Origin of the sequence: Flavobacterium sp. (assembly GCF_044357305.1) — a bacterium.
GTDB lineage: Bacteria > Bacteroidota > Bacteroidia > Flavobacteriales > Flavobacteriaceae > Flavobacterium.
The window spans coordinates 20,420-44,037 of record NZ_JBIKPS010000026.1 but is presented as its reverse complement, the minus strand read 5'-3'; the positions used below and the strand labels follow the sequence as shown (position 1 = coordinate 44,037).

At 33.7% G+C, this 23,618-nt stretch carries 27 protein-coding genes and 2 tRNA genes; 22 read left to right on the top strand and 7 right to left on the bottom strand.

Annotated features, from left to right (window positions below; genetic code table 11):
• Positions 1 to 225 precede the first annotated feature (225 nt).
• Positions 226 to 453, top strand: coding sequence for a hypothetical protein (locus tag ACIQ2J_RS12905; RefSeq protein ID WP_396170503.1), 228 nt, complete (start codon positions 226 to 228; stop codon positions 451 to 453).
• Between the two features lie 71 nt (positions 454 to 524).
• On the opposite strand, the gene ACIQ2J_RS12900 is transcribed toward ACIQ2J_RS12905, so the two are convergent.
• Positions 525 to 597: transfer RNA gene (locus ACIQ2J_RS12900), tRNA-Met, on the bottom strand.
• A gap of 196 nt (positions 598 to 793) precedes the next feature.
• Here ACIQ2J_RS12900 and era point away from each other — a divergent pair.
• Positions 794 to 1,678: a GTPase Era gene (gene era, locus ACIQ2J_RS12895; protein WP_396170500.1), complete on the top strand. Its 885-nt coding sequence runs from the start codon at positions 794 to 796 to the stop codon at positions 1,676 to 1,678.
• 360 nt (positions 1,679 to 2,038) lie between these two features.
• On the opposite strand, the gene ACIQ2J_RS12890 is transcribed toward era, so the two are convergent.
• Positions 2,039 to 2,533 (bottom strand): hypothetical protein, encoded by a 495-nt coding sequence (locus ACIQ2J_RS12890; protein ID WP_396170497.1) that lies wholly within the window; start codon positions 2,531 to 2,533, stop codon positions 2,039 to 2,041.
• Between the two features lie 180 nt (positions 2,534 to 2,713).
• On the opposite strand from ACIQ2J_RS12890, the gene der reads away from it, so the two are divergent.
• From der to ACIQ2J_RS12865, 5 genes are all read left to right on the top strand, one after another.
• Entirely contained in the window at positions 2,714 to 4,024 is a 1,311-nt protein-coding gene (gene der / locus ACIQ2J_RS12885; RefSeq protein ID WP_396170495.1) for a ribosome biogenesis GTPase Der, read from the top strand.
• A 477-nt stretch (positions 4,025 to 4,501) separates the two neighbouring features.
• A complete protein-coding gene (locus ACIQ2J_RS12880; protein WP_396170492.1) occupies positions 4,502 to 5,134 on the top strand; it encodes a 7-carboxy-7-deazaguanine synthase QueE in 633 nt (210 codons plus the stop codon).
• Between the two features lie 9 nt (positions 5,135 to 5,143).
• Positions 5,144 to 5,923, top strand: a complete 780-nt coding sequence (locus ACIQ2J_RS12875) for an energy transducer TonB (RefSeq protein ID WP_396170489.1) — start codon at positions 5,144 to 5,146, stop codon at positions 5,921 to 5,923.
• Between the two features lie 47 nt (positions 5,924 to 5,970).
• Positions 5,971 to 6,378 carry an energy transducer TonB gene (locus tag ACIQ2J_RS12870; RefSeq protein ID WP_396170486.1) on the top strand — a complete coding sequence of 136 codons (408 nt, stop codon included), beginning with the start codon at positions 5,971 to 5,973 and terminating at the stop codon, positions 6,376 to 6,378.
• Between the two features lie 70 nt (positions 6,379 to 6,448).
• A complete protein-coding gene (locus ACIQ2J_RS12865; protein WP_396170483.1) occupies positions 6,449 to 6,916 on the top strand; it encodes a DUF2059 domain-containing protein in 468 nt (155 codons plus the stop codon).
• A gap of 57 nt (positions 6,917 to 6,973) precedes the next feature.
• Here the strand turns inward: ACIQ2J_RS12865 and ACIQ2J_RS12860 are convergent, their stop codons facing one another.
• Positions 6,974 to 7,675 (bottom strand): class I SAM-dependent methyltransferase, encoded by a 702-nt coding sequence (locus ACIQ2J_RS12860; protein WP_396170479.1) that lies wholly within the window; start codon positions 7,673 to 7,675, stop codon positions 6,974 to 6,976.
• A 74-nt stretch (positions 7,676 to 7,749) separates the two neighbouring features.
• Here ACIQ2J_RS12860 and ACIQ2J_RS12855 point away from each other — a divergent pair, with 74 nt between their 5' ends.
• Positions 7,750 to 8,244: a YkgJ family cysteine cluster protein gene (locus ACIQ2J_RS12855; protein ID WP_396170477.1), complete on the top strand. Its 495-nt coding sequence runs from the start codon at positions 7,750 to 7,752 to the stop codon at positions 8,242 to 8,244.
• A gap of 159 nt (positions 8,245 to 8,403) precedes the next feature.
• On the opposite strand, the gene ACIQ2J_RS12850 is transcribed toward ACIQ2J_RS12855, so the two are convergent.
• The gene (locus ACIQ2J_RS12850) at positions 8,404 to 9,831 is read right to left on the bottom strand and encodes an exo-beta-N-acetylmuramidase NamZ domain-containing protein (protein ID WP_396170474.1); all 1,428 of its coding nucleotides are present in this window, start codon (positions 9,829 to 9,831) and stop codon (positions 8,404 to 8,406) included.
• 79 nt (positions 9,832 to 9,910) lie between these two features.
• On the opposite strand from ACIQ2J_RS12850, the gene ACIQ2J_RS12845 reads away from it, so the two are divergent.
• The 5 genes from ACIQ2J_RS12845 to ACIQ2J_RS12825 all read left to right on the top strand — a co-directional run bounded on the left by ACIQ2J_RS12845 (position 9,911) and on the right by ACIQ2J_RS12825 (position 13,482).
• Complete coding sequence (locus ACIQ2J_RS12845; RefSeq protein ID WP_396170472.1) at positions 9,911 to 11,146, top strand: ABC transporter permease; 1,236 nt, start codon at positions 9,911 to 9,913, stop codon at positions 11,144 to 11,146.
• A gap of 195 nt (positions 11,147 to 11,341) precedes the next feature.
• The gene (locus tag ACIQ2J_RS12840) at positions 11,342 to 12,268 is read left to right on the top strand and encodes a DUF58 domain-containing protein (RefSeq protein WP_396170470.1); all 927 of its coding nucleotides are present in this window, start codon (positions 11,342 to 11,344) and stop codon (positions 12,266 to 12,268) included.
• Positions 12,269 to 12,353: 85 nt separating this feature from the next.
• Positions 12,354 to 12,427: transfer RNA gene (locus tag ACIQ2J_RS12835), tRNA-Asp, on the top strand.
• A gap of 199 nt (positions 12,428 to 12,626) precedes the next feature.
• Positions 12,627 to 12,998 carry a hypothetical protein gene (locus ACIQ2J_RS12830; protein WP_396170467.1) on the top strand — a complete coding sequence of 124 codons (372 nt, stop codon included), beginning with the start codon at positions 12,627 to 12,629 and terminating at the stop codon, positions 12,996 to 12,998.
• Between the two features lie 4 nt (positions 12,999 to 13,002).
• Positions 13,003 to 13,482 (top strand): hypothetical protein, encoded by a 480-nt coding sequence (locus tag ACIQ2J_RS12825; protein WP_396170465.1) that lies wholly within the window; start codon positions 13,003 to 13,005, stop codon positions 13,480 to 13,482.
• A gap of 7 nt (positions 13,483 to 13,489) precedes the next feature.
• On the opposite strand, the gene ACIQ2J_RS12820 is transcribed toward ACIQ2J_RS12825, so the two are convergent.
• From ACIQ2J_RS12820 to ACIQ2J_RS12810, 3 genes are all read right to left on the bottom strand, one after another.
• Positions 13,490 to 15,142: a phospholipase D-like domain-containing protein gene (locus ACIQ2J_RS12820; protein WP_396170463.1), complete on the bottom strand. Its 1,653-nt coding sequence runs from the start codon at positions 15,140 to 15,142 to the stop codon at positions 13,490 to 13,492.
• 64 nt (positions 15,143 to 15,206) lie between these two features.
• Entirely contained in the window at positions 15,207 to 16,334 is a 1,128-nt protein-coding gene (locus ACIQ2J_RS12815) for a glycosyltransferase (protein WP_396170461.1), read from the bottom strand.
• Between the two features lie 10 nt (positions 16,335 to 16,344).
• Positions 16,345 to 17,289, bottom strand: coding sequence for a hypothetical protein (locus ACIQ2J_RS12810; RefSeq protein ID WP_396170459.1), 945 nt, complete (start codon positions 17,287 to 17,289; stop codon positions 16,345 to 16,347).
• Positions 17,290 to 17,356: 67 nt separating this feature from the next.
• Between ACIQ2J_RS12810 and ACIQ2J_RS12805 the strand changes: the two genes are divergently transcribed.
• The 9 genes from ACIQ2J_RS12805 (at position 17,357) to ACIQ2J_RS12765 (ending at position 23,597) form a co-directional block, all read left to right on the top strand.
• The gene (locus ACIQ2J_RS12805) at positions 17,357 to 18,379 is read left to right on the top strand and encodes a YhcG family protein (RefSeq protein WP_396170457.1); all 1,023 of its coding nucleotides are present in this window, start codon (positions 17,357 to 17,359) and stop codon (positions 18,377 to 18,379) included.
• Positions 18,380 to 18,395: 16 nt separating this feature from the next.
• The gene (gene ruvC, locus ACIQ2J_RS12800; protein WP_396170455.1) at positions 18,396 to 18,950 is read left to right on the top strand and encodes a crossover junction endodeoxyribonuclease RuvC; all 555 of its coding nucleotides are present in this window, start codon (positions 18,396 to 18,398) and stop codon (positions 18,948 to 18,950) included.
• A gap of 83 nt (positions 18,951 to 19,033) precedes the next feature.
• Positions 19,034 to 20,167: a radical SAM family heme chaperone HemW gene (gene hemW, locus ACIQ2J_RS12795; protein ID WP_396170453.1), complete on the top strand. Its 1,134-nt coding sequence runs from the start codon at positions 19,034 to 19,036 to the stop codon at positions 20,165 to 20,167.
• A gap of 74 nt (positions 20,168 to 20,241) precedes the next feature.
• Positions 20,242 to 20,619 (top strand): GxxExxY protein, encoded by a 378-nt coding sequence (locus ACIQ2J_RS12790; RefSeq protein WP_396170451.1) that lies wholly within the window; start codon positions 20,242 to 20,244, stop codon positions 20,617 to 20,619.
• Positions 20,620 to 20,703: 84 nt separating this feature from the next.
• Positions 20,704 to 21,456 carry a cyclase family protein gene (locus ACIQ2J_RS12785; RefSeq protein ID WP_396170449.1) on the top strand — a complete coding sequence of 251 codons (753 nt, stop codon included), beginning with the start codon at positions 20,704 to 20,706 and terminating at the stop codon, positions 21,454 to 21,456.
• Entirely contained in the window at positions 21,453 to 21,851 is a 399-nt protein-coding gene (locus ACIQ2J_RS12780) for a GNAT family N-acetyltransferase (protein WP_396170447.1), read from the top strand. Before ACIQ2J_RS12785 ends, ACIQ2J_RS12780 begins: the two co-directional genes overlap by 4 nt.
• Before the next feature lie 33 nt (positions 21,852 to 21,884).
• Positions 21,885 to 22,256, top strand: coding sequence for an MmcQ/YjbR family DNA-binding protein (locus ACIQ2J_RS12775; protein ID WP_396170445.1), 372 nt, complete (start codon positions 21,885 to 21,887; stop codon positions 22,254 to 22,256).
• Positions 22,257 to 22,299: 43 nt separating this feature from the next.
• Positions 22,300 to 22,998, top strand: a complete 699-nt coding sequence (locus ACIQ2J_RS12770) for a PH domain-containing protein (protein WP_396170442.1) — start codon at positions 22,300 to 22,302, stop codon at positions 22,996 to 22,998.
• Positions 22,999 to 23,189: 191 nt separating this feature from the next.
• Positions 23,190 to 23,597, top strand: a complete 408-nt coding sequence (locus ACIQ2J_RS12765; protein WP_396170507.1) for a response regulator — start codon at positions 23,190 to 23,192, stop codon at positions 23,595 to 23,597.
• Positions 23,598 to 23,618: the final 21 nt, after the last annotated feature.

The following is a 23,618-nucleotide window of genomic DNA, read 5'->3' as shown; positions in this document are numbered from 1 at the left end:
CAGCAAAAAAATAATTTTTGCAATTAATAAAAAACGATGTAATATTACATTAGAAATTAAAAATTAGTTGACATAAGAATTTAGTAATTAACAACAAAAAGTGTCAAGTAATTTTAGGAGGGGTCAGTAAAAGAATCCGCCCAGTAGGCGATTTAAGAGAGTAGTCATTAGATTGTTTAAACTTTAGGACACAATCCTTTGTGCCTTTTTTACCGAAACTCAATAATGACCTACCGAAACTCAACAATGACCTACCGAAACTCAACAATGACCTACCGAAACTCAACAATGACTTACCGAAACTCAATAATGACTTACCGAAACTCAATAATGACCTACCGAAGCTCAACAATGACTTACCGAAACTCAATAATGACCTACCGAAACTCAATAATGACCTACCGAAACTCAACAATGACATGCCGAAGCTCTATAATGATAGAGGGAAGATGAAGGGTTGTTGCTATTCTTGCAGTAATTCTATAAAAACAAAAAAGCCTCACATTTCTGTGAAGCTTTTCTAGTAGCGGGAACAGGACTCGAACCTGTGACCTTCGGGTTATGAGCCCGACGAGCTGCCTACTGCTCTATCCCGCGATATAGGATTAAATATTATTTTTAAGAACTAATTTCGCTAGGCGAAAAAAATCAACTGGTAATCATTAAATCTTGTTGTTGATTGGAGTGCAAATATACAACGTTTATTGACTTTGGCAACAAAAAAGATAAAAAATATTTTATTTCTTCTATTGACTTGATATGTCTACCTTTGCAGTAAATTAAATCAATATAAATGTCGCATAAAGCCGGTTTTGTAAACATAATAGGAAATCCAAACGTTGGAAAATCAACATTAATGAATGCTTTTGTTGGAGAAAGGTTGTCTATAATCACTTCTAAAGCACAAACTACCCGTCATAGAATTCTTGGAATTGTAAATGGGGAAGATTTTCAAGTCATTCTTTCGGATACTCCAGGAATCATTAAGCCTGCTTATGAGATGCAAAAATCGATGATGGATTTTGTGAAATCTGCTTTTGAAGATGCTGATGTTTTAATTTATATGGTAGAGATAGGGGAGACGGAACTTAAAGACGAAGCCTTCTTTGCTAAAATTATAAATGCTAAGATTCCAGTTTTATTACTGTTAAATAAGATAGACAAATCGGACCAATTGCAATTGGAAGATCAAATTGCAATGTGGAAAGAGAAAGTTCCTAATGCGGAAATTTACCCAATATCGGCATTAGAAAACTTTAATGTTAAGGAAGTTTTTGCTCGTATATTAGAACTTTTACCAGAATCACCAGCCTATTACCCAAAAGATGCTTTAACCGATAAGCCAGAACGTTTCTTTGTAAACGAGACTATTCGGGAGAAAATCTTGATGAACTACGATAAAGAAATTCCATATTCAGTAGAAATTGAAACGGAAGAATTCTTAGAAGACGAAAAAATAATCCGAATTCGTTCGGTTATTATGGTGGAACGCGATACCCAAAAAGGAATCATCATTGGTCATAAAGGTGCCGCTCTGAAAAGAGTTGGGGTGCAATCTCGTGAGGATTTAGAGAAATTCTTCGGAAAACAAATTCATATTGAATTGTTTGTGAAAGTTAACAAAGACTGGAGAAACAATCAATTTCAATTGCGTCGTTTTGGGTATAACCAAAAATAGTTACTGCATATCCTAACAGGTTTTTTTTAACCTGTTAGGTATTATTTTAAACCATTAAGAAATTAAGGTTCATTAAGAAAGAGTTTTTTGGAATTCTTATTTCACAAAAGACAAAATAATATTGCTTATCCTAATAGGTTTTTTTAACCTGTTAGGTATTTTTTTTTAAAACCATTAAGAAATTAAGGTTCATTAAGAAAGAGTTTTTTAGAATTCTTATTTCACGAAAGACAAAACCTGTATAGCCCCGATAGTAATGAAAATAAAAAATGTCCCGATTCTTTTCGGGACATTTTTTATTGTAATGGATAGCGGGAATTGCCATTGCCGAAAATACCTAATGTTTCGCTTCAAAAAAAACTAATGCACTATTTGTTCCATTAAAACTTCTAAATCGTGCATTTGGTCGTTGCCTCTTTCGCGTATTTGTTTAGCAACAAAATACAGTAAAAACCAAACGATAACCAGGATTGACATGATGATGCCGTCCATTAAGATGGGTTGATTCATTGTGAAGTTGGAGTAAGCAATCATTCCAAAGATTAAAAAGATACCACCTACAATAAAATGAAGAAACATAAACAAAGTCCATAAAGTAGGGTCGGGACCAAAAAGGCATCTTAAGTGAGTTTCGTTTTCCTTATTTTGCTCCAATTCAATATGCAAATGCGGAGAATAATACTGCTTATTCTCGCCAACAATGTGCAACCAAATATGATTTTCATTGACCTTAATAGAATAATCTTCAGGGCAAATTGCTTTAAAATCTTCAAATTTTTGCCTTACCACCGCTATGCTTTTGGGGATATCTTTATAAAAACGCAAGCGCAAACGCATCTCTTTTGGAACCTCCATAAACGCCAAAATTTTATTAAACAAAAAATTATATAGTACTAATGTAGTAAAAAAATGGATATTACATCTCTAAATAGTACCTTTGCACATTATTTTAAAATCATTCTGAATTAGAAAGTTGGAAAAATGTTCCAATTTATAAGGTTCTAATGATTCAATAAGGAAATAAAAAAAATACACATGAATAACATTGTTGCGATAGTAGGAAGACCTAATGTAGGGAAATCAACCCTTTTTAATAGGCTGATACAAAGAAGAGAAGCTATTGTAGATTCGGTATCTGGTGTTACCAGAGATAGAAACTACGGAAAAAGCGAATGGAACGGAAAAGAATTTTCTGTAATTGACACAGGCGGATACATTCGTGGTAGTGATGACGTTTTTGAATCGGAAATCCGTAAGCAAGTAGAACTTGCTATTGACGAAGCCGATGTTATTATTTTTGTGGTAGATGTAGAAGAAGGAATTACCCCAATGGACGATGCCGTGGCCAAATTACTACGGAAAGTAACCAAACCAGTTTTGTTAGCCGTTAATAAAGTAGACAATTCCATGCGTGAAAAAGACGCTATTGAATTTTATAACTTAGGTTTAGGAGAATATTTCACCTTTGCCAGTATTTCAGGGAGTGGAACCGGAGATTTATTGGATGCACTTATTGATGCCTTCCCAATAAAACCACTACCAACACAAGAAGAAATTGTATTGCCAAGATTTGCTGTAGTAGGTCGTCCTAATGCAGGAAAATCTAGTTTCATCAATGCCTTAATAGGACAAGATAGATATATCGTTACCGATATTGCAGGAACAACCAGAGACTCGATTGATACTAAATTCGACCGTTTTGGGTTTGAATTTAATCTAGTGGACACCGCAGGTATTCGTAGAAAAGCCAAAGTAAAAGAAGATTTAGAATTTTATTCGGTAATGCGTTCGGTTCGTGCCATTGAGCATTCCGATGTTTGTATCTTGATCATCGACGCCACCCGAGGATTTGAAGGACAAGACCAAAGTATTTTTTGGTTGGCCGAAAAGAACCGTAAAGGAGTTGTGATTCTAGTTAACAAATGGGACTTGGTTGAAAAAGAAACCATGTCAACCCGCGACTACGAAGTTAAAATTCGCGAGCAATTGCAACCGTTTACCGATGTGCCAATTCTTTTCGTATCGGCATTAACCAAGCAACGTTTGCTAAAAGCATTAGAAGCAACCGTTAAAGTTTTCGAAGACAGAAGCCAAAGAATTTCGACTTCCAAATTCAACGACTACATGTTGAAAATCATCGAAAACCATCCGCCACCTGCCTTAAAAGGTAAATTTGTAAAAATAAAATATTGCATGCAGTTGCCAACACCAACGCCTCAGTTTGTGTTTTTTGCCAACATGCCACAATACGTAAAAGAAGCATACAAACGATTCTTAGAAAATAAAATTCGGGAACACTGGGAATTTTCTGGTGTGCCAATTGATATTTACATAAGAGAAAAATAATTTCATATCCTAACAGGTTTTTTCAACCTGTTAGGTATTTTATTTAAAGAGGAAGATAATTAGAAGCGAACGTTTTGGGCTTTATTTGTTAAGGTAATTCCCGCTTTCCGTTTCAATCTGTCATTGCGAAGAACGAAGCAATCCAATAGCACTATTGCCTTGTCGCAATGCCAGGATTTCCACTGCAATCGGGGCTATAGAGTAATCCATTTTCTTATTTGTTCCGTTTTCAAAAACAACAAATAATAAACTAGAAAACCTTTGCGACTTAGCGCATTTGCGAGCAAAAAGAAAAAAACTCAGTACCTTAGCAACTTAGACGCTTAGCAACAAAAAAGTAATCCATTTTCTTATTTGTTCCGTTTTCAAAAGTAACAAATAATAAACTAGAGAAACTTTGCGACTTAGCGCCTTTGCGAGCAAAAAGAAAAAACCTTAGTACCTTAGCAACTCAGACACTTAGAATCTTAAAAAAAAATGCTAGAAAAACACATACAAATAGCAGTCGATAAAGGCGAAATGTTACCCTTAATGGAAGAATTCTACACCATTCAAGGCGAAGGATTTCATACCGGTACTGCTGCCTACTTCATTCGTATAGGTGGTTGCGACGTAGGTTGCCATTGGTGCGACGTAAAAGAAAGTTGGAATGCCGAATTGCATCCCCCAACCCAAATAGATATTATTGTTTCCAATGCCAAAAAATATGCAGATACCGTTGTAATAACCGGTGGAGAGCCATTAACTTGGGACATGAACTTACTTACTAGTAGGTTAAAAGAGCAAAATCTTAAAGTACATATCGAAACTTCAGGTTGTTACCCCGTAACGGGAACCTGGGATTGGTTTTGTCTTTCTCCAAAGAAAAACAAACTTCCAGTAGAAAGCGCTTACCAAATAGCAAGCGAACTAAAAGTAATCATCTACAACAAGCACGATTTCATTTTTGCCGAAGAGCAAGCCGAAAAAGTGAATCCAAACGCAATACTTTTTTTACAACCAGAATGGAGTAAAAAAGAAGAAATGACCCCGCTCATTGTAGACTATGTAATGAACCATCCCAAATGGAGAGTTTCCTTACAAACCCATAAATATTTGAATATACCATAAATTTTGCAGATGAGAAAGTTTATTCTATTGTTGTTGTTATTCTTGAGTCAATTGAACTACAGCCAAGGTGCAGAATACCAAGATGTATATCCACCCGATGTGATTATGCCAAAATTTAACGATGGTGGTTTGGATATTTTTTACGATTACGTCAACAAGAATTTCGATTTTTCTAAAGTTACCAAACCAGGCACAATGGTTACTGCTTTCACAGTAGACGAGTTTGGCGAAATAAAAAACATTAGAGTTATTCAATTTGCATCTATCGAAGCAGCAACTGAAATAATTAGAGTATTAAAATCTGCCCCTAAATGGAAGCCTGCCTTAAGAGGAGGAAATCCGTTTAGTGTAGCAATAAGGTTTCCTTTGAATTTTAAAGAAAAAGAAGCTCAAGTCGTCAAACCACTTAATATTATAAAAGAGTCTGATGTTAATAACCAAGATTCATTATCAGTTTCAAATAAGACAATTAAAGTTGACGATTTAAATGAAAATGACAAACAAATTTCTTCTAAAATAAGTAAATTCAATAAATTTCTGCATGAAAATTATAGACCACCAAATACACCTGGTTTAAAGGGCAAAGTAATAGTGAGCTTTGTTGTTAATGAAGATGGTAGTTTAAGTGATTTTATAATTGTTAAAGATTTAGGGCATGGATCCGCAGAAGAATTAATAAGAGTTCTAAAGAAAAGCAGTGGAAAATGGACTCCAGCAGTTAAAGATGGCAAACCAGTTAAAACAAAATTTACACTACCAGTAAGCATAAATAATGTGGAAGAAGATTAAAATACTGTCATCAAAAATAGTAACAATCGATTTAATAACGTGAATCAATGAAAAAAATAATATTACTAATACTCGTTTTTTGTGCTTTTCAAAATGCACAATCCCAAACAGATTCGTCTAAAGCCCAACCAAACGAAGATAATTCAATTTACAATTCTGGAGGAATAGAAGTGAAACCAGAATTTAAAGGAGGTTTAAATAAATTTTATGAATACATCGCCAAAAACTACCGATCACCAGATGTTCCTGGATTAAAAGGAAAATTATTAATATCTTTTGTTGTTGAAAAAGACGGATCTATTACCGACATCAAAGTGCTTAAAGATATTGGCTATGGTTCAGGAGAAGAAGCAATACGAATTTTAAAAAATTGCCCAAAATGGAGCCCAGCAGAACAAAACGGGAAAACAGTACGTTGCCAATTTATGTTGCCTATTGCTATTCAAACTCCTTAAAAAAAGCACAATATATTTTGAGAAAAACGCAAAAGTTTATATATTTATAAAAAATTTTAAAACAATAAAAATGAAAAAATTAATTGTAACTTTCGGAATAGTATTAGTAAGTCAATTTGGCTTTTCGCAAGCTGCTACAACAAAAACTACCGCTCCAGCATTAACTACATCGGCTGCTCCAGCAGCACCAGTTGACGAAGCATTTAAAAAAGATGTATTGAGAGTAATTGAAAAAAGTGGAACAGGTGGTCAAATTGCTGGCGCAAAAAAGCAAATTCTTGGTATGATTCCAGAAGAAAAACAAGCAGCTTTCTTAGTAGAATTTGAAGCAATGTTGCCAAAAATCTATGATGCTTCTGCAAAAATCTACATGGAAGAATATAGCAAAGAAGATATTAAAGCAATGTTAGCTTTTTATGATAGCCCTGTTGGTAAGAAAATAGAGGAAAAAGCAGAAGTAATTTCAAGTAAATCTCAAGAAGCAATGGCTTCTGTTCAAGGAGAGATGCAAGCATTAGTTGCAAAATACATGCAATAGTAACTTGTTATTAAGCCTATAGAATCCCAAATAACTTAGTTGTTTGGGATTTTTTATTTAATACAATCGTGCTAAATAATCAAAATGATTTCCTTCTAAAATTAATTCGCATTCTAAACCATTAGCATGAGCGGCATTTTGCAAAGTGTTATAATCTAAATACAACCAAGGAAATGCCTCTTCGGTTTGGTTTTTATACGAAATGGTAAAAGTCAATTCGCCATAATACCCATCGCCAGGAATCCATTTAGATCCATCTTCGTCCTCGTCAAACATATAAATGATGTCCGAAGAATCAATCAGGATTTGCCCATTTGGCGCAAGCAAATTTTTTAATTTCTGTAAATATTTAGAGGTTTGCTCTAAAGTCCCAAAAATTCCGGTACCATTCATTAATAATAAAATAGTATCAAACTTATCCTTCGGATCCAAATCTAAAACATTTTGAATTTGTGCATTTTTCAATCCACGAAGTGCACAGGCTTTTATAGCATTTGCCGAAATATCTATCGATGTCACTTCCAATCCTTTCTCTTGCAAATACAAACTATGACTACCAGCGCCACATCCTACATCTAGAATTTTGCCTTTTGCAAGTTGTAAGGCTTTCTGTTCTAGTTTCGGCATTTCTTTATAAGAACGAAAAAGATAACTCACTTCCATAGCATCAACTTCCGATATATTAGTTTCGGTGCTAATATCCTCAGGCGAATTGTTGGTTTGATAATCGAGAATGGCAGTTCCAAAAAGGTCTTTCATAAAAATTTAGTTTCAGGTTTCAAGTTTCAAGTTTAAAATGTTCTAATTTTGTAGGATAACTTGAATCCTACACCTTGAAACATATTTTAAATAATCTTCCTAAAGAGGCCAAAGATAAGCATATCGAAAACAAAAAGTATTTCGATAAGCTAAAAAAGAAAACGCCCAAAAATTTAGATTACCTCATGCAAGATTTGCACGATGCCGAATTTAAAAAAACCGATTGTTTGGATTGTGCAAATTGTTGTAAAACTACAGGACCGCTTTTTACTTTGGCCGATATTGAAAGAATTTCCAAATCCTTCAAGCAAAAGCCACAACAATTTATTGAGCAGTATTTAAGAGTAGATGAAGATCAGGATTATGTGTTGCAAAGTGTCCCGTGCACTTTTTTAGAAGCAGACAATAAATGTTTTATTTATGATGTACGCCCAAAAGCCTGCAGAGAATTCCCACATACCGACCGAAAAAAGTTCCAACAAATCTCCGATCTAACTCTTAAAAATGTTGCAATCTGCCCAGCGGCTTTTAATATTGTAGAAAAAATGAAAGAGAAATTGCCTCTATAAAGTCTTTGTTTACTTTATGTTCAATTCCTCGAAGTTCTTCTTAGATTTTTTTAGCCACAGATTCACTGATTAAAAAGATTTTTAAAAATCTGTGAATCTGTGGCTATTATTTTACTAATACACCTTGGGCAACGCCCCAAGTTATTTTATTCTATTTTTTTAATTATATATTAAATACTTCTCCCGCATTTTTTTAAACTCATTCAACCCTTCCTCCCAAGATTTTCTAATCTCTATTTCCGAAACGCCGTTCTCAATTTGCTGTTGTAATTTTTTAGTTCCAGCCAATTTGGTAAAGAAATCAGTAAAAAATTTTGATTTATCTGAAGTCAAATTATACGCATTAATAAGCCATTTCAATTCCAATTGCTTCACTTTCGGAATAGCCGTTAAATCTTCACCATAACATAACTGATCCTTATAAACAGGTTCTTTTGCGCCAAAATTCGGAATAGGAATAAAACTAAATTCGCCTTTAGGTAAAAAAGGAGAACCATATATTTGGAACTGTTTCTCAGTGCCACGACCAACACCCACGTTAGTACCTTCAAACAAACACAAACTGGAATATAAGTTCACTGCTTGGTCGTTGGGTAAATTTGGAGATGGTTTTACGGGTAAACTGTAAGCCATTTCGCGTTTATAATTCAAACAAGGAATTACTTTTAAGTCACATTGTATGCCATCTTTCAGCCATTTTTCACCATTAATCATTCGCGCATATTCTCCAATGGTCATTCCGTGCAACAACGGAATAGCATGCATCCCTACAAAACTCGTATATTCTTTTTCCAAAATCGGTCCATCCACAATAGCCCCATTCGGGTTTGGTCTATCCAATACAATTAGCGGTATATTGTTTTCCGCACAGGCCTCCATTATATAATGCAACGAAGATATATAAGTATAAAATCGTGCGCCTACATCTTGCAAATCAAAAACTAGGACATCAATTCCTTCCAATTGTTCGGCTTTCGGTTTTTTGTTGCTTCCGTAAAGCGAAACAATAGGTAAACCGGTTTTAGTATCTTTTCCATCCACTACATGTTCGCCAGCATCTGCAGTACCTCTAAAACCATGTTCGGGGGCGAAGATTTTTTGGATATTGACACTTTTACCAATTAAATAATCAACTATAGATATCGTTTTGTTAGTTATTTTGGTTGTCTCGTGTTGCCTCGGATCCTGGACGTAAACAATTTCCGGTACCTGATACGTTACTATCCCCGTTTGATTGGTTACAATCCCAACTTTTTTATCTTTCAATAAAGGTAAGTAAGCATCAAAATTATCCGCGCCAGTTTTGATTGCCAATTTCAATGCAGTATATCCAACTCCTTCTCCCGCAATCTTTCCCACTTCGGCTCCCTCTCCTTTGGAGAGGGTCGGGGAGAGTACTTTTGCATTATCACCAGTTGCATTTTTTTCTTGTTCCGTAATCTTTTCTGATTGGGCTTGCGCACTTTTTTCCACTTCGGCACCCTCTCCTTTGGAGAGGGTCGGGGTGAGGTTTTTAGAATTCCCACAAGAACCCAAAACAAATAAAAACCCAACCAACACTAAACAACTATTAATTATATATTTCATAAAATTATTTTTAATCTGTGAAAATCTCTTATTTCTGTGGCCAAAAACTTTATGTATATTTGTTGCAAATACAAAACAGTTGAACCTAGAACATTTCATAGCCAAACGACTCATTACTGCTAAAGACCATAAAAGTAGTATATCTGCACCAATTATAAAAATTGCTATTGTGGCAATTGCATTGGGAATGATCATGATGATTGTCTCCGTGGCAACTGGAATAGGCTTACAACAAAAGATACGTCAAAAAGTTGCAGCATTCAGCGGGCACATTATCATTACCAACTTCAACGGAAACGAATCCGATGTTAGTACCGAGCCAATTTCCACCCACCAAAAGTTTTACCCGAAATTCAAAAACATACAAGGCATCAGCCACGTCCAAGCCGTTGCAACCAAAGTAGGAATCATCAGAACTCCAACTGCCTTTGAGGGAATTGTATATAAAGGAGTAGGCAAAGACTACAATTGGGACAATATTAAAGAGTACCTAATTTCAGGAACCATTCCCAATTTACAAGCCCAACTAAACAACGAAATTGTAATTTCGCAATACCTTTCCAATAGATTAAATCTAAAACTCGGAGATAATTTCAATACCTTCTTCATGAAACAAGGAGGAAACGGCCTACCCAACAGCCGTCGATTTAAGATTATAGGAATCTACAGCTCTGGTCTCGAAGAATTTGATGCTTCCTTTATAATAGGCGATATCCGACACATTCAAAAAATGAACAAATGGGCTCCCGACCAAGTTGGTTCCTTCGAAGTCTTCATTGACGACTTCACCCAAATAAAACAAAAAGGAGAAGAAGTTTATGGCGAAACCACTTCCATCCTCAACACCCAAACCATCGAAGAAAAATTTTCTTACATTTTCGATTGGCTAAAACTCTTCGATTTCAACATCTTAGTCATCCTAATAATAATGATAATCGTTTCCACCATCAATATGGTAGTAGCGTTATTAGTCCTAATTCTAGAAAGAACCCAAATGATCGGAATCTTAAAATCCATGGGCGCCAACAATTGGACCATCCGAAAAATATTTCTCTACAACGCCCTTTATCTTATCGTTCGCGGTTTATTTTGGGGAAATTTCATCGGTATCGGCTTTTTAGTAATCCAAAAATACTTCGGCATCATAAAATTACCACCCGAAAACTATTACGTAACCGTCGCTCCAGTCGACATCAATTTGCTTTATATACTACTATTAAACCTCGGCACCGTAGCCATTTGTTTAGTAGTGCTATTAATTCCATCCTACATCATCACCAAGATATCCCCTGCCAAAACAATCCGTTTCGATTAAATCAGGAGCGAAACATTTGGCATTTTCGGTAAATGTCATTCCTGCTTTCGCCTTTAGTCTCGTTCCGTTCCTCCACGAGAGCTACCGGCTCAATCAGGGCTAGATGATTTTCGTCTTTTGTGAAATTCAAATTTAAAACCACTAAACTAATAAACTTTCTAAACTAATAAACTTTTTTTTTATTACTTTTGAATTATGAAGATAGAAGATCAAAAAGAACTCATTTCTGGTTTCAAACATTTAGAATTATTAGCCAACCAAGTGGTAGAAGGCTTTATTTCTGGAATGCATAAATCGCCCTTTCATGGTTTCTCTGCCGAATTTGCCGAGCATAAAACCTATAACGTTGGCGAAAGCACCAAACACATCGATTGGAAATTGTTTGCCAAAACCGATAGGCTATATACCAAGCGATTTGAAGAAGAGACCAACCTTCGTTGTCATTTAATTATAGACAATTCCTCTTCCATGCACTACCCTAAGCTAGAGTCCAACCAGCCCTTTTACGAAAGTAAAATCGGATTTTCGGTACTTGCCTCTGCTGTACTCATGAGTTTGCTTAAAAAGCAACGCGACGCAGTTGGGTTAAGTGTTTTCTCAGACAATTACGAATACTATGCTCCAGAAAAAGGTAGCGACCGTCACCACCGAATGTTATTACATAAGCTGGAAGATTTATTGGTTTCGCCAAAACAAGCAAAACCTACTGATACAATTACTTTTCTGCACCAAATTGCCGAAAAAATGCACCGTCGTTCCATGATAGTCATTTTTACCGATATGTTTCAAGAAGACAACCAAGAAGCCTTGTTTAATGCTTTACAGCATTTAAAACACAACAAACACAAAGTAGTATTATTCCATGTGATTGACGAAAAAAGAGAGCTCAATTTTGACTTTGATAACACGCCACGCAAGTTTATAGACGTAGAAACAGGTGAAATAGTCAACCTATTTGCCGAAAATGTAAAAGAGGAATACGAAAAAACACTTCAAAACTACTTTAAAAGTTTGTCGATGGCTTGTGCTCAAAACAAAATAAAGTACGTTCCGGTAAATGTGGGAGCGAATTTTGAAAAAATTCTCACAACCTACTTAGCTGAAAAACAAATGTTTGGTTAAGCCTTAAAAAAATAACTAAAAAAATCCATAGAAACGCTTGTTAATGTAGAAAATGGGTGTATATTTGCAACCGCAATAAAGCGATGGTTTGGTAGTTCAGTTGGTTAGAATACATGCCTGTCACGCATGGGGTCGCGGGTTCGAGTCCCGTCCAGACCGCTTAAATTGGGAAAAGCACTTCAGAAATGAAGTGCTTTTTTGCCCAAAAAGCATTTAAGATTAGTTGTGTTGTTTTCGATACGAATTTGTAACTCGTATCATGGTTTAGTAGTTAGACCAATGAAAAGCTTTCCACTTTTGTGGATAGCTTTTTTGCTTTTAGGATAGTTTGTAAATATTTACTATTTTTGAAAGTTGTATGAAAAAAATAATTCCAATAGTAACTCTTGTTTTATTTTTATCTTGTTCCATTAGCGATGCATTGGCACAAGATAAGAAATCCGTGGATATAGATGGTACTCTAAAAGAATCTATTTATCACAAGTACAAAAAAGAAGTATGGGCTTTTGACAAAAAAGATTTCGATAACCTGTTTTTTGAGTTTTTTCAGAAACAAAATGACACTAATATAAAGCTTACTAAAGAAGAATTTTACACCTATACTATCAAGATTGCAATTTATTCTGAGAAATATGGCATGTTGTATAAAGACCATAAAACGGAAGCGCAACAAACCAAAAAAGAATGGTTTGATAAAAAATATTCTGATTATTTAGAATCCAAAAAATAAGTATTTGAAAAAGATTAGTTTACTACTATTGGTTTTAATAATGCAATCTTGTCAATATTTTGAGAAGCAGGTACCTTCTGAAAAGGAATTACTAGAACAACAAATTAAAGAAATCAATTGGAAAGAAGTAGACCAATATCCTTCTATTGTGGATTGTGAAAAACTAACTGATCCAGTACAACAAAAACAGTGCTTTTTTGAATTCCTTGCAAGTACCATCCAACAAAAATTAAGCGTAGATACTCTAAAAATTTTATTTCCAAAGTTAGATACTATAGAAGTAAAAGTTACGGTAAATTCGGATGCTACCATGCAATTTGAACCACAATTTCCAAAAGATACAGTAGCCTACGATACTATTAAAATAGACAGTATACTAAAAATTAAACTAGTTGATTTTCCCAAGGTAAATCCAGCAATAAAACGCGGCATTCCAGTAAAAACGCAATTTATATTACCCGTTATTATCAAAACAGAGAAATAAATTAGTTTTATTTTTTTATAAATTTATAATGGAAAATTGTTCCATCTGCAGTAGCTTCTATATAATAAAATCCTGCCGATTCAGCACTTAAATCCATACTGCAAGCGTAAAAAGAATTATAAATCTTCGAAGCAATTCTTTTTCCTAGAACATCATAAACGACTAAATCTAGGTGTTCAATAGTATTATTAGAAACAATGTCAAATATCCCATTATTAGGGTTTGGTACTATTTTCAATATACTTTTCTCATCAGTAGTATTTTCTAAATTTGATAAAGTTCCTCCTGCTATTTGATACATAGAAGCAAAAGCCTGAAAATATTGATTTGTAACATTTGCATCGTGAACAATTAGAGTATTTTCATCATTTTTAGTCTCTGCAGACGTACTCCAATTATGTGAGCCAACTAAAACTAAAGGATCAGAAGTACTATCAAAATTATCTACAACCATAAATTTATGGTGCATAATTCCTGGAGCGGTATCAACCAACGCATGATTAGGAAGTAATCCAGTTTGTAATGTTCCAATTTGATTACCACTCGGATTACTACTATCCAGTAGAACATTAATATTAGTAAATCCATTAGAATAACTACTTATCAAGGCTGCACTAATGTCGGATCTGGTAAAATTCATTACGGCAATTTCAATATCACTATTTGCAGAATTTAGAGCGGTAATAATTTTAGAGGTCGTTCCATCAGATGGGCTAAAATAACTTTCTACAGTTTTGCCTCCAATAACAAAGTTGTGCGGAGTATTATTGGCTTTATAAGGTCCAAATTTAGAAGTAGTTGCATTTGGAGTTGCGGAAGATCCTCCCCACATTTCTTCAAATTCTATGGTATAGGCTAAAGCTAAAGTCTGGTCTTGAAGTACAATAACATTATTTCTATCGGGGCCATCAATTTGGGCTGTGGTCCAATTGGTAGAACCCGACCAAACATAAGGAAGGTTAGGATTGCTATTATTCGCATCAAAAACAACAAATTTATTATGCATAATTGCATATGAAGAAGAAGTTGGACTTGCTAATTTTGGAATGGCACTATTTAATAATGGTATCATTACACTGCTGGTGCTACCGTCGTAAATAACTCGAACCTGAACTCCTCTTGCAAAAGCAGCATTAATTGCACTTGCAATACCTGTAGTTGTTGAAGGGGAATAAGAGTTATAAATAGCAATATCCAATGTAGCAACACAATTATTGATATAGGTAATCAGCATATCATCTAAGGTATTAGAAAGATTAACTGCGTTTTGAGTTTGACTGAAGGTAGTGTCAACGGAATGGTTAAAATAAACTGTTATTGTTCCGCTTGAAGCCGATTTAGAAGCGATAGTGGTGCTAGACAAAACGGATGTTTTATCCGTGTTTACTGTATATTCTATGGTGAAAAACTGAGATGGTTTTATAGAATTAATAACCCATAAATTGGAATTGGGAGTTTTCTCTATAGGCACTTCATTATTTGACAAAGCATCTGTTACTTTAATAGAACTAGGAGCTTTTGATTTATCAAATTCCAATTCTAATCGAGTTGAGTAATAATGTACCGTAAAATCTTTTTCAGGAATACTTTCTTGTCCGAAAACCGGAAAAATAGTGAGTAGAAAAAAGATTAAGATAGATAAGGGGAAATATCTAATCATTTTTTTACCAAAAGTAAATAATTATAAGTGTTTTCTTATAAAAAAAGGCAATATTTGTGAAAATTTACTTACTAAAGCGTCTTTGTTTCCAGGTAAAACTTCCAAATAAAGAGTAAACGCCAACCAAACTTGAAAAAACAGGATATACCAAACTACTTGCTAAAGGAAGCAGGAATTTTCCTTTATTTAAATATTGATTGGATTTATAAAGTAAAATGTAATCAATGATGTATTTTATAAAAAAAACAATACTCAAATTCCAAATCCCAATTTTACCCAGAACCCAGAACCCAAAACCTAGAACCAACGATAAATTCATCATTAAGACAACCACAGCAAGTGATTTAGCATAGACGTTCTTGTAACTTGTAGTTTTGCTTGCCCAACGAACACGCTGCATAAAAAGCACAAACAAATCGTTTACTGGCTTTGTTTTTACAATAAATTCTTTATTTTTTAAATAGAGTACTTTATCCGAATTGGCTGCAACTGCTTTTTGTAATAATAATACATCATCACCACTAGCGGTACTATTGATTCCTCTAAAACCGCCAAGTTCTTGGAAGAATTTTTTGGTATATGCAAAATTTGCCCCGTTGCACATAAAAGGTTTTTCAATTCCGAAACTGCCAATGGTAGTTCCTTGCAAACTCATTAAATCCAACTGCTGAAAATGATGGAACCAGTTGTTTTTAGTTTTATAAACCACCGCTCCAACCACCATTTCGGGATTGTTTTGCTGTATGAAATTGTCTAAAGTCAGCAACCAATCTTTGGATACAACACAATCGGCATCGGTAGTCACCATCCATTCGTGTTTTAAGATAGGAACCGCTCTAGAAATCGCATCTTTTTTTGGAGAATTAGAAAGGCGTAAATTTTCTAAAAGAGTACTTTCAATTAGCCCATTCGCCATTCGCCATTGAATGCAAATTCTTTCGGAAGTATCCGAAGAAAAATCATCTACTAGTATAATTTCAAATAATTCTTTGGGATACTTTAATTTTGAAATGGATTTTAAAAGTTTCGGCAAATTCTTCGCTTCATTTCTAAACGGAACGATAATGGAGAAGGAAGTTTTAGGTTTTACCTCGGTTCTTTCAAAAGTTTTCACTTTATTAAAACCATAAATTAATTGGGCTATAAAAACCACATAAATTGCTGCTATCAAATATAAAACGACTTCAATCATGCTTAAAATTTTAAGGTAAATTATTAGAAATAATAGGCTTGTGAATTTTGAAAATTAAGACGTAATAACTTCCAATAATTACGGGTAAAACTATATTTAAAAACCACATTAAGGTAGTGACAAAAATCACTATCCATTCATTAACGCCAAGCAATCCGAAGAAATAAACGGCCAAACTTCCTTTTAAAGCAAAGTCCAAAAATTGAAAACTCGGAATAACAGAAGCTAGAAAGTAAACAGTGGTAATGGTTGCCATTAAAACAGTATACGACAAATTCACATCAAATGCCACAAACAAAAAATAGTATTGGTGGGAAAAAACCAAATAACGGCAGAAGCCTAAAAACATATTTTTTTTATGGATTTTCTTCGGAATTTCATTAATTCGCTCTACTAATTTCTCAATGGAATAGCCATTAATTTTGATTTTTTTAGTAAAAAAAGAAAACAATATAAAGGCAATAGTAATTATTAGAATTCCCAAACTCCAAAGCCAATAGCCTAAAATAAGCATTCCAATAATTCCGAATAAACCTGTGGCAACAATCTGAATTCCGTTGCAAATTAGATTCAGAAAAATAATTTTTTTTGCTTCTTTTTTCTCAAAATACAATGCTTTTCCAGCATATTCTCCTACGCCTACCGGAGTAAAAACACCTAGAGTTAATGCTGCAAGAACTTGTTTGGTTGCCTCTTTTATTGAAATAGATTTAACTACTTCTGCTAGATTTTGCCATTTCAAAATTTCAAAATACCGGTTCAAAAAACTAAAAAACAAGAGAAATGAAATTCCTACAAATGATTGGTTTTTATGAAACAAGATTAGAAACTTATCCCAATCTAGTTTATCATTGCTAGCCAATTGATTGTAAATAAAATAAAATGCGCCAACAACAATCAAAAGTTTGACTGAAAAAACCAAGAATTGTGTAGCTTTGTGAGGAATTGAAATCATTGTTGCAAAGAAACAAAACTTTGGACTTGAAGCGATAAATTTTTTATAGGATTTGTAAATTATATATATGGAAGATATTCAAAAAGATTTCATTATCAATGTAATCGGCAAGGTTAGGCAGGCACAATACGAAGCTTTAAAGGCTGTAAATGTTCATCTAATAAATTTATATTGGGAAATAGGAAGGTCTATTTCGGAGAAACAATCTGAAAGTTGGGGAAAATCCATAGTTGCCAATTTATCCAAAGAACTGCAAAAAGAGTTTCCAGGAATTAGCGGATTTTCGGTCGGGAATTTATGGCTTATGGCCCAATTTTATGCTGAATATTATTTAGTTGAAAATCTCGTTCCATTGGTACGAGAAATTAGCTGGTCTAAACACATCGTTATTTTAAAGAAGTGTAAAGACAATAACCAAAGGCAATTTTATACCATTGCAACCAAAAAATTTGGATGGACAAAAGATGTTTTAACACATCAAATTGAAAATAAGACTTATGAGAAATATCTATTAAATCAAACTAATTTTGATGAAACTATTCCAGAAAAAATAAAAAACCAAGCTATTCTGGCAGTAAAAGATCATTATAATTTTGATTTCCTAGAGCTGACTGATTTCCATTCAGAAAGAGAATTAGAATTGGAGCTGATTAAAAATATTAGAAAATTTCTAATAGAAATGGGACATCATTTCACCTTTGTTGGAAGCCAATTTTTGGTGAACGTAAACGACAAAGAATATAAAATTGATTTGTTGCTTTATCATCGATCTTTGCAATGTTTAGTTGCTATCGATTTGAAAATAAATGATTTTGAACCAGAACATAAAGGCAAAATGGAATTTTATTTGAACGTTTTGAATGATAAGATTAAATTACCAAATGAAAACGATTCGATAGGAATAATAATTTGCAAATACAAAGACCGTACTGTGGTAGAATATTCTTTAAAAAATACTCTGAATCCTATAGGCATTGCAACCTATTCCACATCGGTAATTTTACCAGAAAAATACAAAGAATTTTTACCCAATCAACAATTGATAGAGGATCGATTGAATGATTTTTTTAACCTAAAAACAGAAGATTAATTCTTCCAAAAACAAATTGGCAAACGAACGCATCATATTAGGAATCGACCCAGGAACTACCATCATGGGTTTTGGATTGATTAAAGTCGTCAACAAAAAAATGGAATTTGTTCAGTTGAATGAATTGATTTTGAGTAAATACGACAACCATTATCAAAAACTTAAAGTTATTTTTGAACGAACTATCGAGCTGATTGATACCCATCATCCGGATGAAATTGCTATTGAAGCACCTTTTTTTGGTAAAAATGTGCAATCGATGTTGAAATTAGGTCGGGCACAAGGGGTAGCAATGGCAGCAGGACTTTCGAGAGATATTCCTATAACGGAATATGAGCCAAAAAAAATAAAAATGGCCATCACTGGCAACGGAAATGCCACAAAAGAACAAGTTGCTAAAATGCTCCAACAACTTTTAGGATTAAAAACATTACCTAAAAATCTAGATTCAACGGATGGTTTGGCCGCTGCGGTGTGTCATTTTTTCAATTCCGGAAAAGTGGTTGGAGAGAAAAGTTATTCGGGTTGGGATGCATTTGTAAAAGATAATGAGAAAAGAGTTAAAAAATAGTGTTCAGTATTCAGTGCTCAGTAAGCACTAGAAACTGAACACCGAACACTGATCACTAAATACTGATCACTGAACACTAAAAAATGAGCGGCATCTACATCCACATCCCATTCTGCAAGCAAGCGTGTCATTATTGCGACTTTCATTTTTCTACTTCCTTGAAGAAGAAATACGAGATGGTTTTGGCATTGGCTAAAGAAATTGAAATGCGCAAAAGTGAATTTCAAGAGGAGGTTGTAGAAACTATTTATTTTGGAGGAGGAACACCGAGCAGATTGCAAATTGCAGATTTGAGATTGCAGTTGGATTCGATTTATGAAAATTATAAGGTTGCTCAAAATCCTGAAATTACTCTTGAAGCCAATCCAGATGATTTGTCAAGCGACTATTTAATGGAACTTTCAAAAATTGGAATTAACCGATTAAGCATCGGAATTCAATCTTTTTTTGAAGACGATTTGAAGATGATGAATCGTGCGCATAATTCGGCGGAAGCCAAAAAATGTTTGCGGGAAGCCACTCAATATTTTGATAATATTTCCGTTGATTTGATTTATGGAATCCCAGGAATGAGCAATGAAAAATGGTTGCAAAATATAGAAATGGCGTTGTCTTATAATGTTCCGCATATTTCCAGTTATGCTTTAACTGTCGAACCCAAAACGGCTTTGCATTCGTTTATCCAAAAAGGAATTATCCCACAACCGGAGGATGAAGTGGCGCAGGAACATTTCCAAATTTTGGTAGACAAACTAGCCGAAAATGATTTTATCCATTACGAATTATCTAATTTCGGGAAGGAAAATTATTTTTCTAAAAACAATTCGAGTTATTGGTTGGGTAAAAAATACATCGGAATTGGCCCTTCTGCCCACAGTTATGACGGAGAACAACGTGGTTGGAATGTCTCGAATAATGCTTTGTATTTAAAATCCATATCCGAAAATAAACTACCAATTGAAACCGAAACACTTACCATAACCGATCGATATAACGAATACATCATGACTGGTTTGCGAACTATTTGGGGCGTTTCTTTAGACAGAATTGCAACCGAATTTGGAGAATCCTATCTAAATTATTTAAACCAACAAGCAGCAAAATATATGGAAGATCATTTACTTTTTGTGGAAGAAAATATTTTGAGAACTACCAAAAAAGGTAAATTTTTATCCGATGGAATTGCAAGTGATTTGTTTTTGCTAAATTTGGAATAGTTTAACCGCAAAGTTCACAAAGGTATACGCAAGGTTCGCAATTAAATATTTTATAACTGACAAAATGTATAAAAATGTCCGAAAATGAATTATCAAGAATTGTATTTGATTGTGCATTGAAAGTACATCAAAATTTAGGCCCAGGACTTTTAGAAAGTGCTTATGAAGAATGTTTGTTTTATGAATTAAAGAAGACAGGAGTTGAGGTTCAGAAGCATAAAGGATTGCCTTTAATTTACGAAGATGTAAAATTATATATTGGATATAGAATAGATATAATTATTGAAAATAAATTAATTTTAGAAATCAAATCTGTTGAAGCTTTGAATGATGTTCATTTTGCCCAGCTTTTAACTTATTTAAAATTAACCGATTGCAAACTCGGTATGTTAATCAACTTCAATGTAAATTTAATTAAAAACGGAATAAAAAGAGTAGCAAATAATCTTTAATTTCATTTTTAGAAAAAGATAAACAAATTAAAATATACCTTGCGAACTTGGCGTAAACCTTTGCGCTCTTTGCGGTTAAGAAATATGAAAGCAGCTATCAACAACCAATTCGAAATAGATCTATCAAAACCAATTGATATTTCCATACCCTTATCCAATACGGATGCGAATCCTATAGCGTGGTATATTGAAAAACCCGAAATAGAGCCGGTGGTTTTTGGCAATTGGATAGGAAAAGTTTCCGAAGGAAGTTCGACCAATTTCAATAACATTTTTTTCAATCCCCACGGGCACGGCACGCACACCGAATGCCTCGGACACATTACACGAGAATTTTACAGCATTAATCAATGTTTAAAGAAGTTTTTTTTTACTGCCGAATTAATTTCGGTGGAGCCAGAATTTATTGTGGACGATTCTATTATCACTAAATTTCAAATAAAAAACGCATTAAACGGGAAAACTCCCGAAGCAATAATTATTCGAACTTTACCTAATTCAGAAAGCAAAAAGCATCAGAATTATTCCAAAACCAATCCGCCTTATTTGTCAGAAGATGCAGCGACTTTTATCCGAGAAATCGGAATTCAGCATTTGTTAATTGATTTGCCTAGCGTAGATAGGGAAGAAGATGAAGGAAAATTATTGGCACACAAAGCCTTTTGGAATGTAAAAAATGTGGATGATTTAAATGACGATGCGCGATTGAATGCCACTATTACCGAAATGATTTATGTTGACGACACAGTTTCGGATGGAAGTTATATTCTAAACCTTCAAATTGCTGCCTTTGAAAATGATGCTTCTCCTTCCAAACCTGTTTTATATAAAATATGATATCCGTTTCCACAGATAAATCCAAGCTAGACATCCCGTTTCTTCAAAACTTTTTGAAGGATGTTTATTGGGCAGCTGGTAGAACCATAGAAGAAGTGCAAACCACTGTAGATGCTTCTTTTTGTTTCGGAATTTATTTGAAAGAAAAGCAAATAGGCTTTTGCCGAGTCATTACCGATTATGTGGTCTTTGCCTATGTCATGGATGTTTTTATTGATGAAAAGCATCGCGGAAACGGATATTCTTCTGTTTTAATAAATGCCATGATGACCGAACCTCAATTACAGCAAGTAAAAATTTGGCGCTTAGCGACCTCTGACGCTCATTTTTTATATCAAAAATTTGGGTTTACTAGTTTAGCGCATCCGGAGAAAATGATGGAGAAAATAATTTAGTATTAAGACAAAAGTATTAAGAATTAAGACAAAATGGACATTCAACAATTTTACGAATTTTGCCTTTCTAAAAAAGGAGTTACCGAACATTTTCCGTTTGATGAAGAAACTTTAGTTTTTAAAGTTGGCGGCAAAATGTTTTGTCTAACCTCATTAAAAGAATGGGAAAAAGGTACTCCATCCTTAAATTTAAAGTGTAATCCAGAACGAGCCGAAGAACTTAGAGCTGAATACGAAGCCATAATTCCGGGTTGGCACATGAGTAAAATTCATTGGAATACAGTTGCTTTTAATAGTGATGTTTCAGATAAAATGATGCGAGAACTCATAAATCATTCCTATGAATTGGTTTTTAATAGTTTGACTAAAAAAATTCAAGCGGAAATTAACGAATTAGAAAATTAGGCATTACTTTTGTTACACAAAATGAATAAAATTAAATAAAATTATGATTGACAATCTGAAGAAAATATTAAACGAAGATCAGGATCCAAAGGCTATTGAAAAAATAACTGCTAAGTTGGAAAATCTTTTAATGTCTAACGAAGAAATAGGATATATTGCGGTTCAAAAAAAGCCTGCAGTGACTATATTTCCAGATAGTATTGTGGTTACTAACAAACGTATTATTTTATGTAAACCAAAAAACTTAGGTTTATCTATGGAATTCATAGATTATGATTGGGACGATGTTGCTGCAAGTTTCGTAAAAGAAGGGATTCTGGGGGCAGATTATACCTTTACAACCAAATCTGATTTAACACACACAATTGATTATTTGCCGAAAAATCAGGCAAGAAAATTATATACTTTTGCTAAAGAGCAATTAGATTTATTAAAAAATCCTAAATCAGATGTAATTGAAGAATCTAAAACATCAGAACAACAGTTTGTTGCTGAAAAGCAAGTAGAAGAATTTGCAACGGAAGAAGTAATTAATTTTGCTGAAATTATGCCAACAACAAACCATCTTTCTTCTTTTGAAGACACTAAAGGGGATGTGGTTTCTGGAGAACGAAAATTGAGTGAATTATCGCAAGATGAATTATTTGAAAAACTTCAAAATTATAAGAAACTCCTTGATAATGGGTTAATCCTTCAAGGTGAATATGATAATTATAAAAAAGAAATATTAATGAATATGTAATGTCTTCTTAATAATAACTAATGCTCTTGAAATTTTTTCAAGGGCATTTTTTTTGTTGTGTTTCTTACAAAAGTAAGAATTTAACTTTTTTTCAACTACATTAAACGTTTTTTTATCGATTAAAGATGCTGCTATAAAAATTGAATAAAAATATTATATGATATTTGAAAAATATTAATAAAATCCAAACAATGTTTAAGTTGTTAAATATTCTATTTGTAGAAGACGATACTATCGAGGTAATGATGTTTAATAGGGTACTCCAAAAAATTGGATTTAATCATCGATTGATAGAAGCTAGTAATGGAGAAAATGCTTTGGAAATATTAAGAACTAAAGAAATTACTCCAGATATAATATTATTAGATTTAAATATGCCAAAGCTCAATGGTATTGATTTTTTGAAAATAGTAAAGAATGATGAAGAATTAAAGCATATCCCAATCATTATTTTCACGACCTCTAATAATCATAGAGATATTACAGAATGCTATAAAATAGGTATTGCTGGGTATATTATTAAGCCTTTAAAATATGATGATTATCTAGTTTTGGTAAAAAAAACACTTGACTATTGGTCCTGCAATGAATTAATGTAAACAACTGATTTTTTATAGTTA

What these genes read in the sequence shown, in the direction of transcription:
- ACIQ2J_RS12815 (WP_396170461.1), bottom strand. Translation starts at nt 16,334, where the DNA reads ATGATTGAAGTCGTTTTATATTTGATAGCAGCAATTTATGTGGTTTTT.
- ACIQ2J_RS12780 (WP_396170447.1), top strand. Translation starts at nt 21,453, where the DNA reads ATGATATCCGTTTCCACAGATAAATCCAAGCTAGACATCCCGTTTCTT.
- ACIQ2J_RS12865 (WP_396170483.1), top strand. Translation starts at nt 6,449, where the DNA reads ATGAAAAAATTAATTGTAACTTTCGGAATAGTATTAGTAAGTCAATTT.
- ACIQ2J_RS12905 (WP_396170503.1), top strand. Translation starts at nt 226, where the DNA reads ATGACCTACCGAAACTCAACAATGACCTACCGAAACTCAACAATGACC.
- ACIQ2J_RS12765 (WP_396170507.1), top strand. Translation starts at nt 23,190, where the DNA reads ATGTTTAAGTTGTTAAATATTCTATTTGTAGAAGACGATACTATCGAG.
- ACIQ2J_RS12770 (WP_396170442.1), top strand. Translation starts at nt 22,300, where the DNA reads ATGATTGACAATCTGAAGAAAATATTAAACGAAGATCAGGATCCAAAG.
- ACIQ2J_RS12890 (WP_396170497.1), bottom strand. Translation starts at nt 2,533, where the DNA reads ATGGAGGTTCCAAAAGAGATGCGTTTGCGCTTGCGTTTTTATAAAGAT.
- ACIQ2J_RS12875 (WP_396170489.1), top strand. Translation starts at nt 5,144, where the DNA reads ATGAGAAAGTTTATTCTATTGTTGTTGTTATTCTTGAGTCAATTGAAC.
- ACIQ2J_RS12860 (WP_396170479.1), bottom strand. Translation starts at nt 7,675, where the DNA reads ATGAAAGACCTTTTTGGAACTGCCATTCTCGATTATCAAACCAACAAT.
- ACIQ2J_RS12880 (WP_396170492.1), top strand. Translation starts at nt 4,502, where the DNA reads ATGCTAGAAAAACACATACAAATAGCAGTCGATAAAGGCGAAATGTTA.
- ACIQ2J_RS12785 (WP_396170449.1), top strand. Translation starts at nt 20,704, where the DNA reads ATGAAAGCAGCTATCAACAACCAATTCGAAATAGATCTATCAAAACCA.
- ACIQ2J_RS12790 (WP_396170451.1), top strand. Translation starts at nt 20,242, where the DNA reads ATGTCCGAAAATGAATTATCAAGAATTGTATTTGATTGTGCATTGAAA.
- ACIQ2J_RS12820 (WP_396170463.1), bottom strand. Translation starts at nt 15,142, where the DNA reads ATGATTAGATATTTCCCCTTATCTATCTTAATCTTTTTTCTACTCACT.
- der (WP_396170495.1), top strand. Translation starts at nt 2,714, where the DNA reads ATGAATAACATTGTTGCGATAGTAGGAAGACCTAATGTAGGGAAATCA.
- ACIQ2J_RS12870 (WP_396170486.1), top strand. Translation starts at nt 5,971, where the DNA reads ATGAAAAAAATAATATTACTAATACTCGTTTTTTGTGCTTTTCAAAAT.
- ACIQ2J_RS12775 (WP_396170445.1), top strand. Translation starts at nt 21,885, where the DNA reads ATGGACATTCAACAATTTTACGAATTTTGCCTTTCTAAAAAAGGAGTT.
- ACIQ2J_RS12810 (WP_396170459.1), bottom strand. Translation starts at nt 17,289, where the DNA reads ATGATTTCAATTCCTCACAAAGCTACACAATTCTTGGTTTTTTCAGTC.
- hemW (WP_396170453.1), top strand. Translation starts at nt 19,034, where the DNA reads ATGAGCGGCATCTACATCCACATCCCATTCTGCAAGCAAGCGTGTCAT.
- ACIQ2J_RS12830 (WP_396170467.1), top strand. Translation starts at nt 12,627, where the DNA reads ATGAAAAAAATAATTCCAATAGTAACTCTTGTTTTATTTTTATCTTGT.
- ACIQ2J_RS12850 (WP_396170474.1), bottom strand. Translation starts at nt 9,831, where the DNA reads ATGAAATATATAATTAATAGTTGTTTAGTGTTGGTTGGGTTTTTATTT.
- ACIQ2J_RS12840 (WP_396170470.1), top strand. Translation starts at nt 11,342, where the DNA reads ATGAAGATAGAAGATCAAAAAGAACTCATTTCTGGTTTCAAACATTTA.
- era (WP_396170500.1), top strand. Translation starts at nt 794, where the DNA reads ATGTCGCATAAAGCCGGTTTTGTAAACATAATAGGAAATCCAAACGTT.
- ACIQ2J_RS12805 (WP_396170457.1), top strand. Translation starts at nt 17,357, where the DNA reads ATGGAAGATATTCAAAAAGATTTCATTATCAATGTAATCGGCAAGGTT.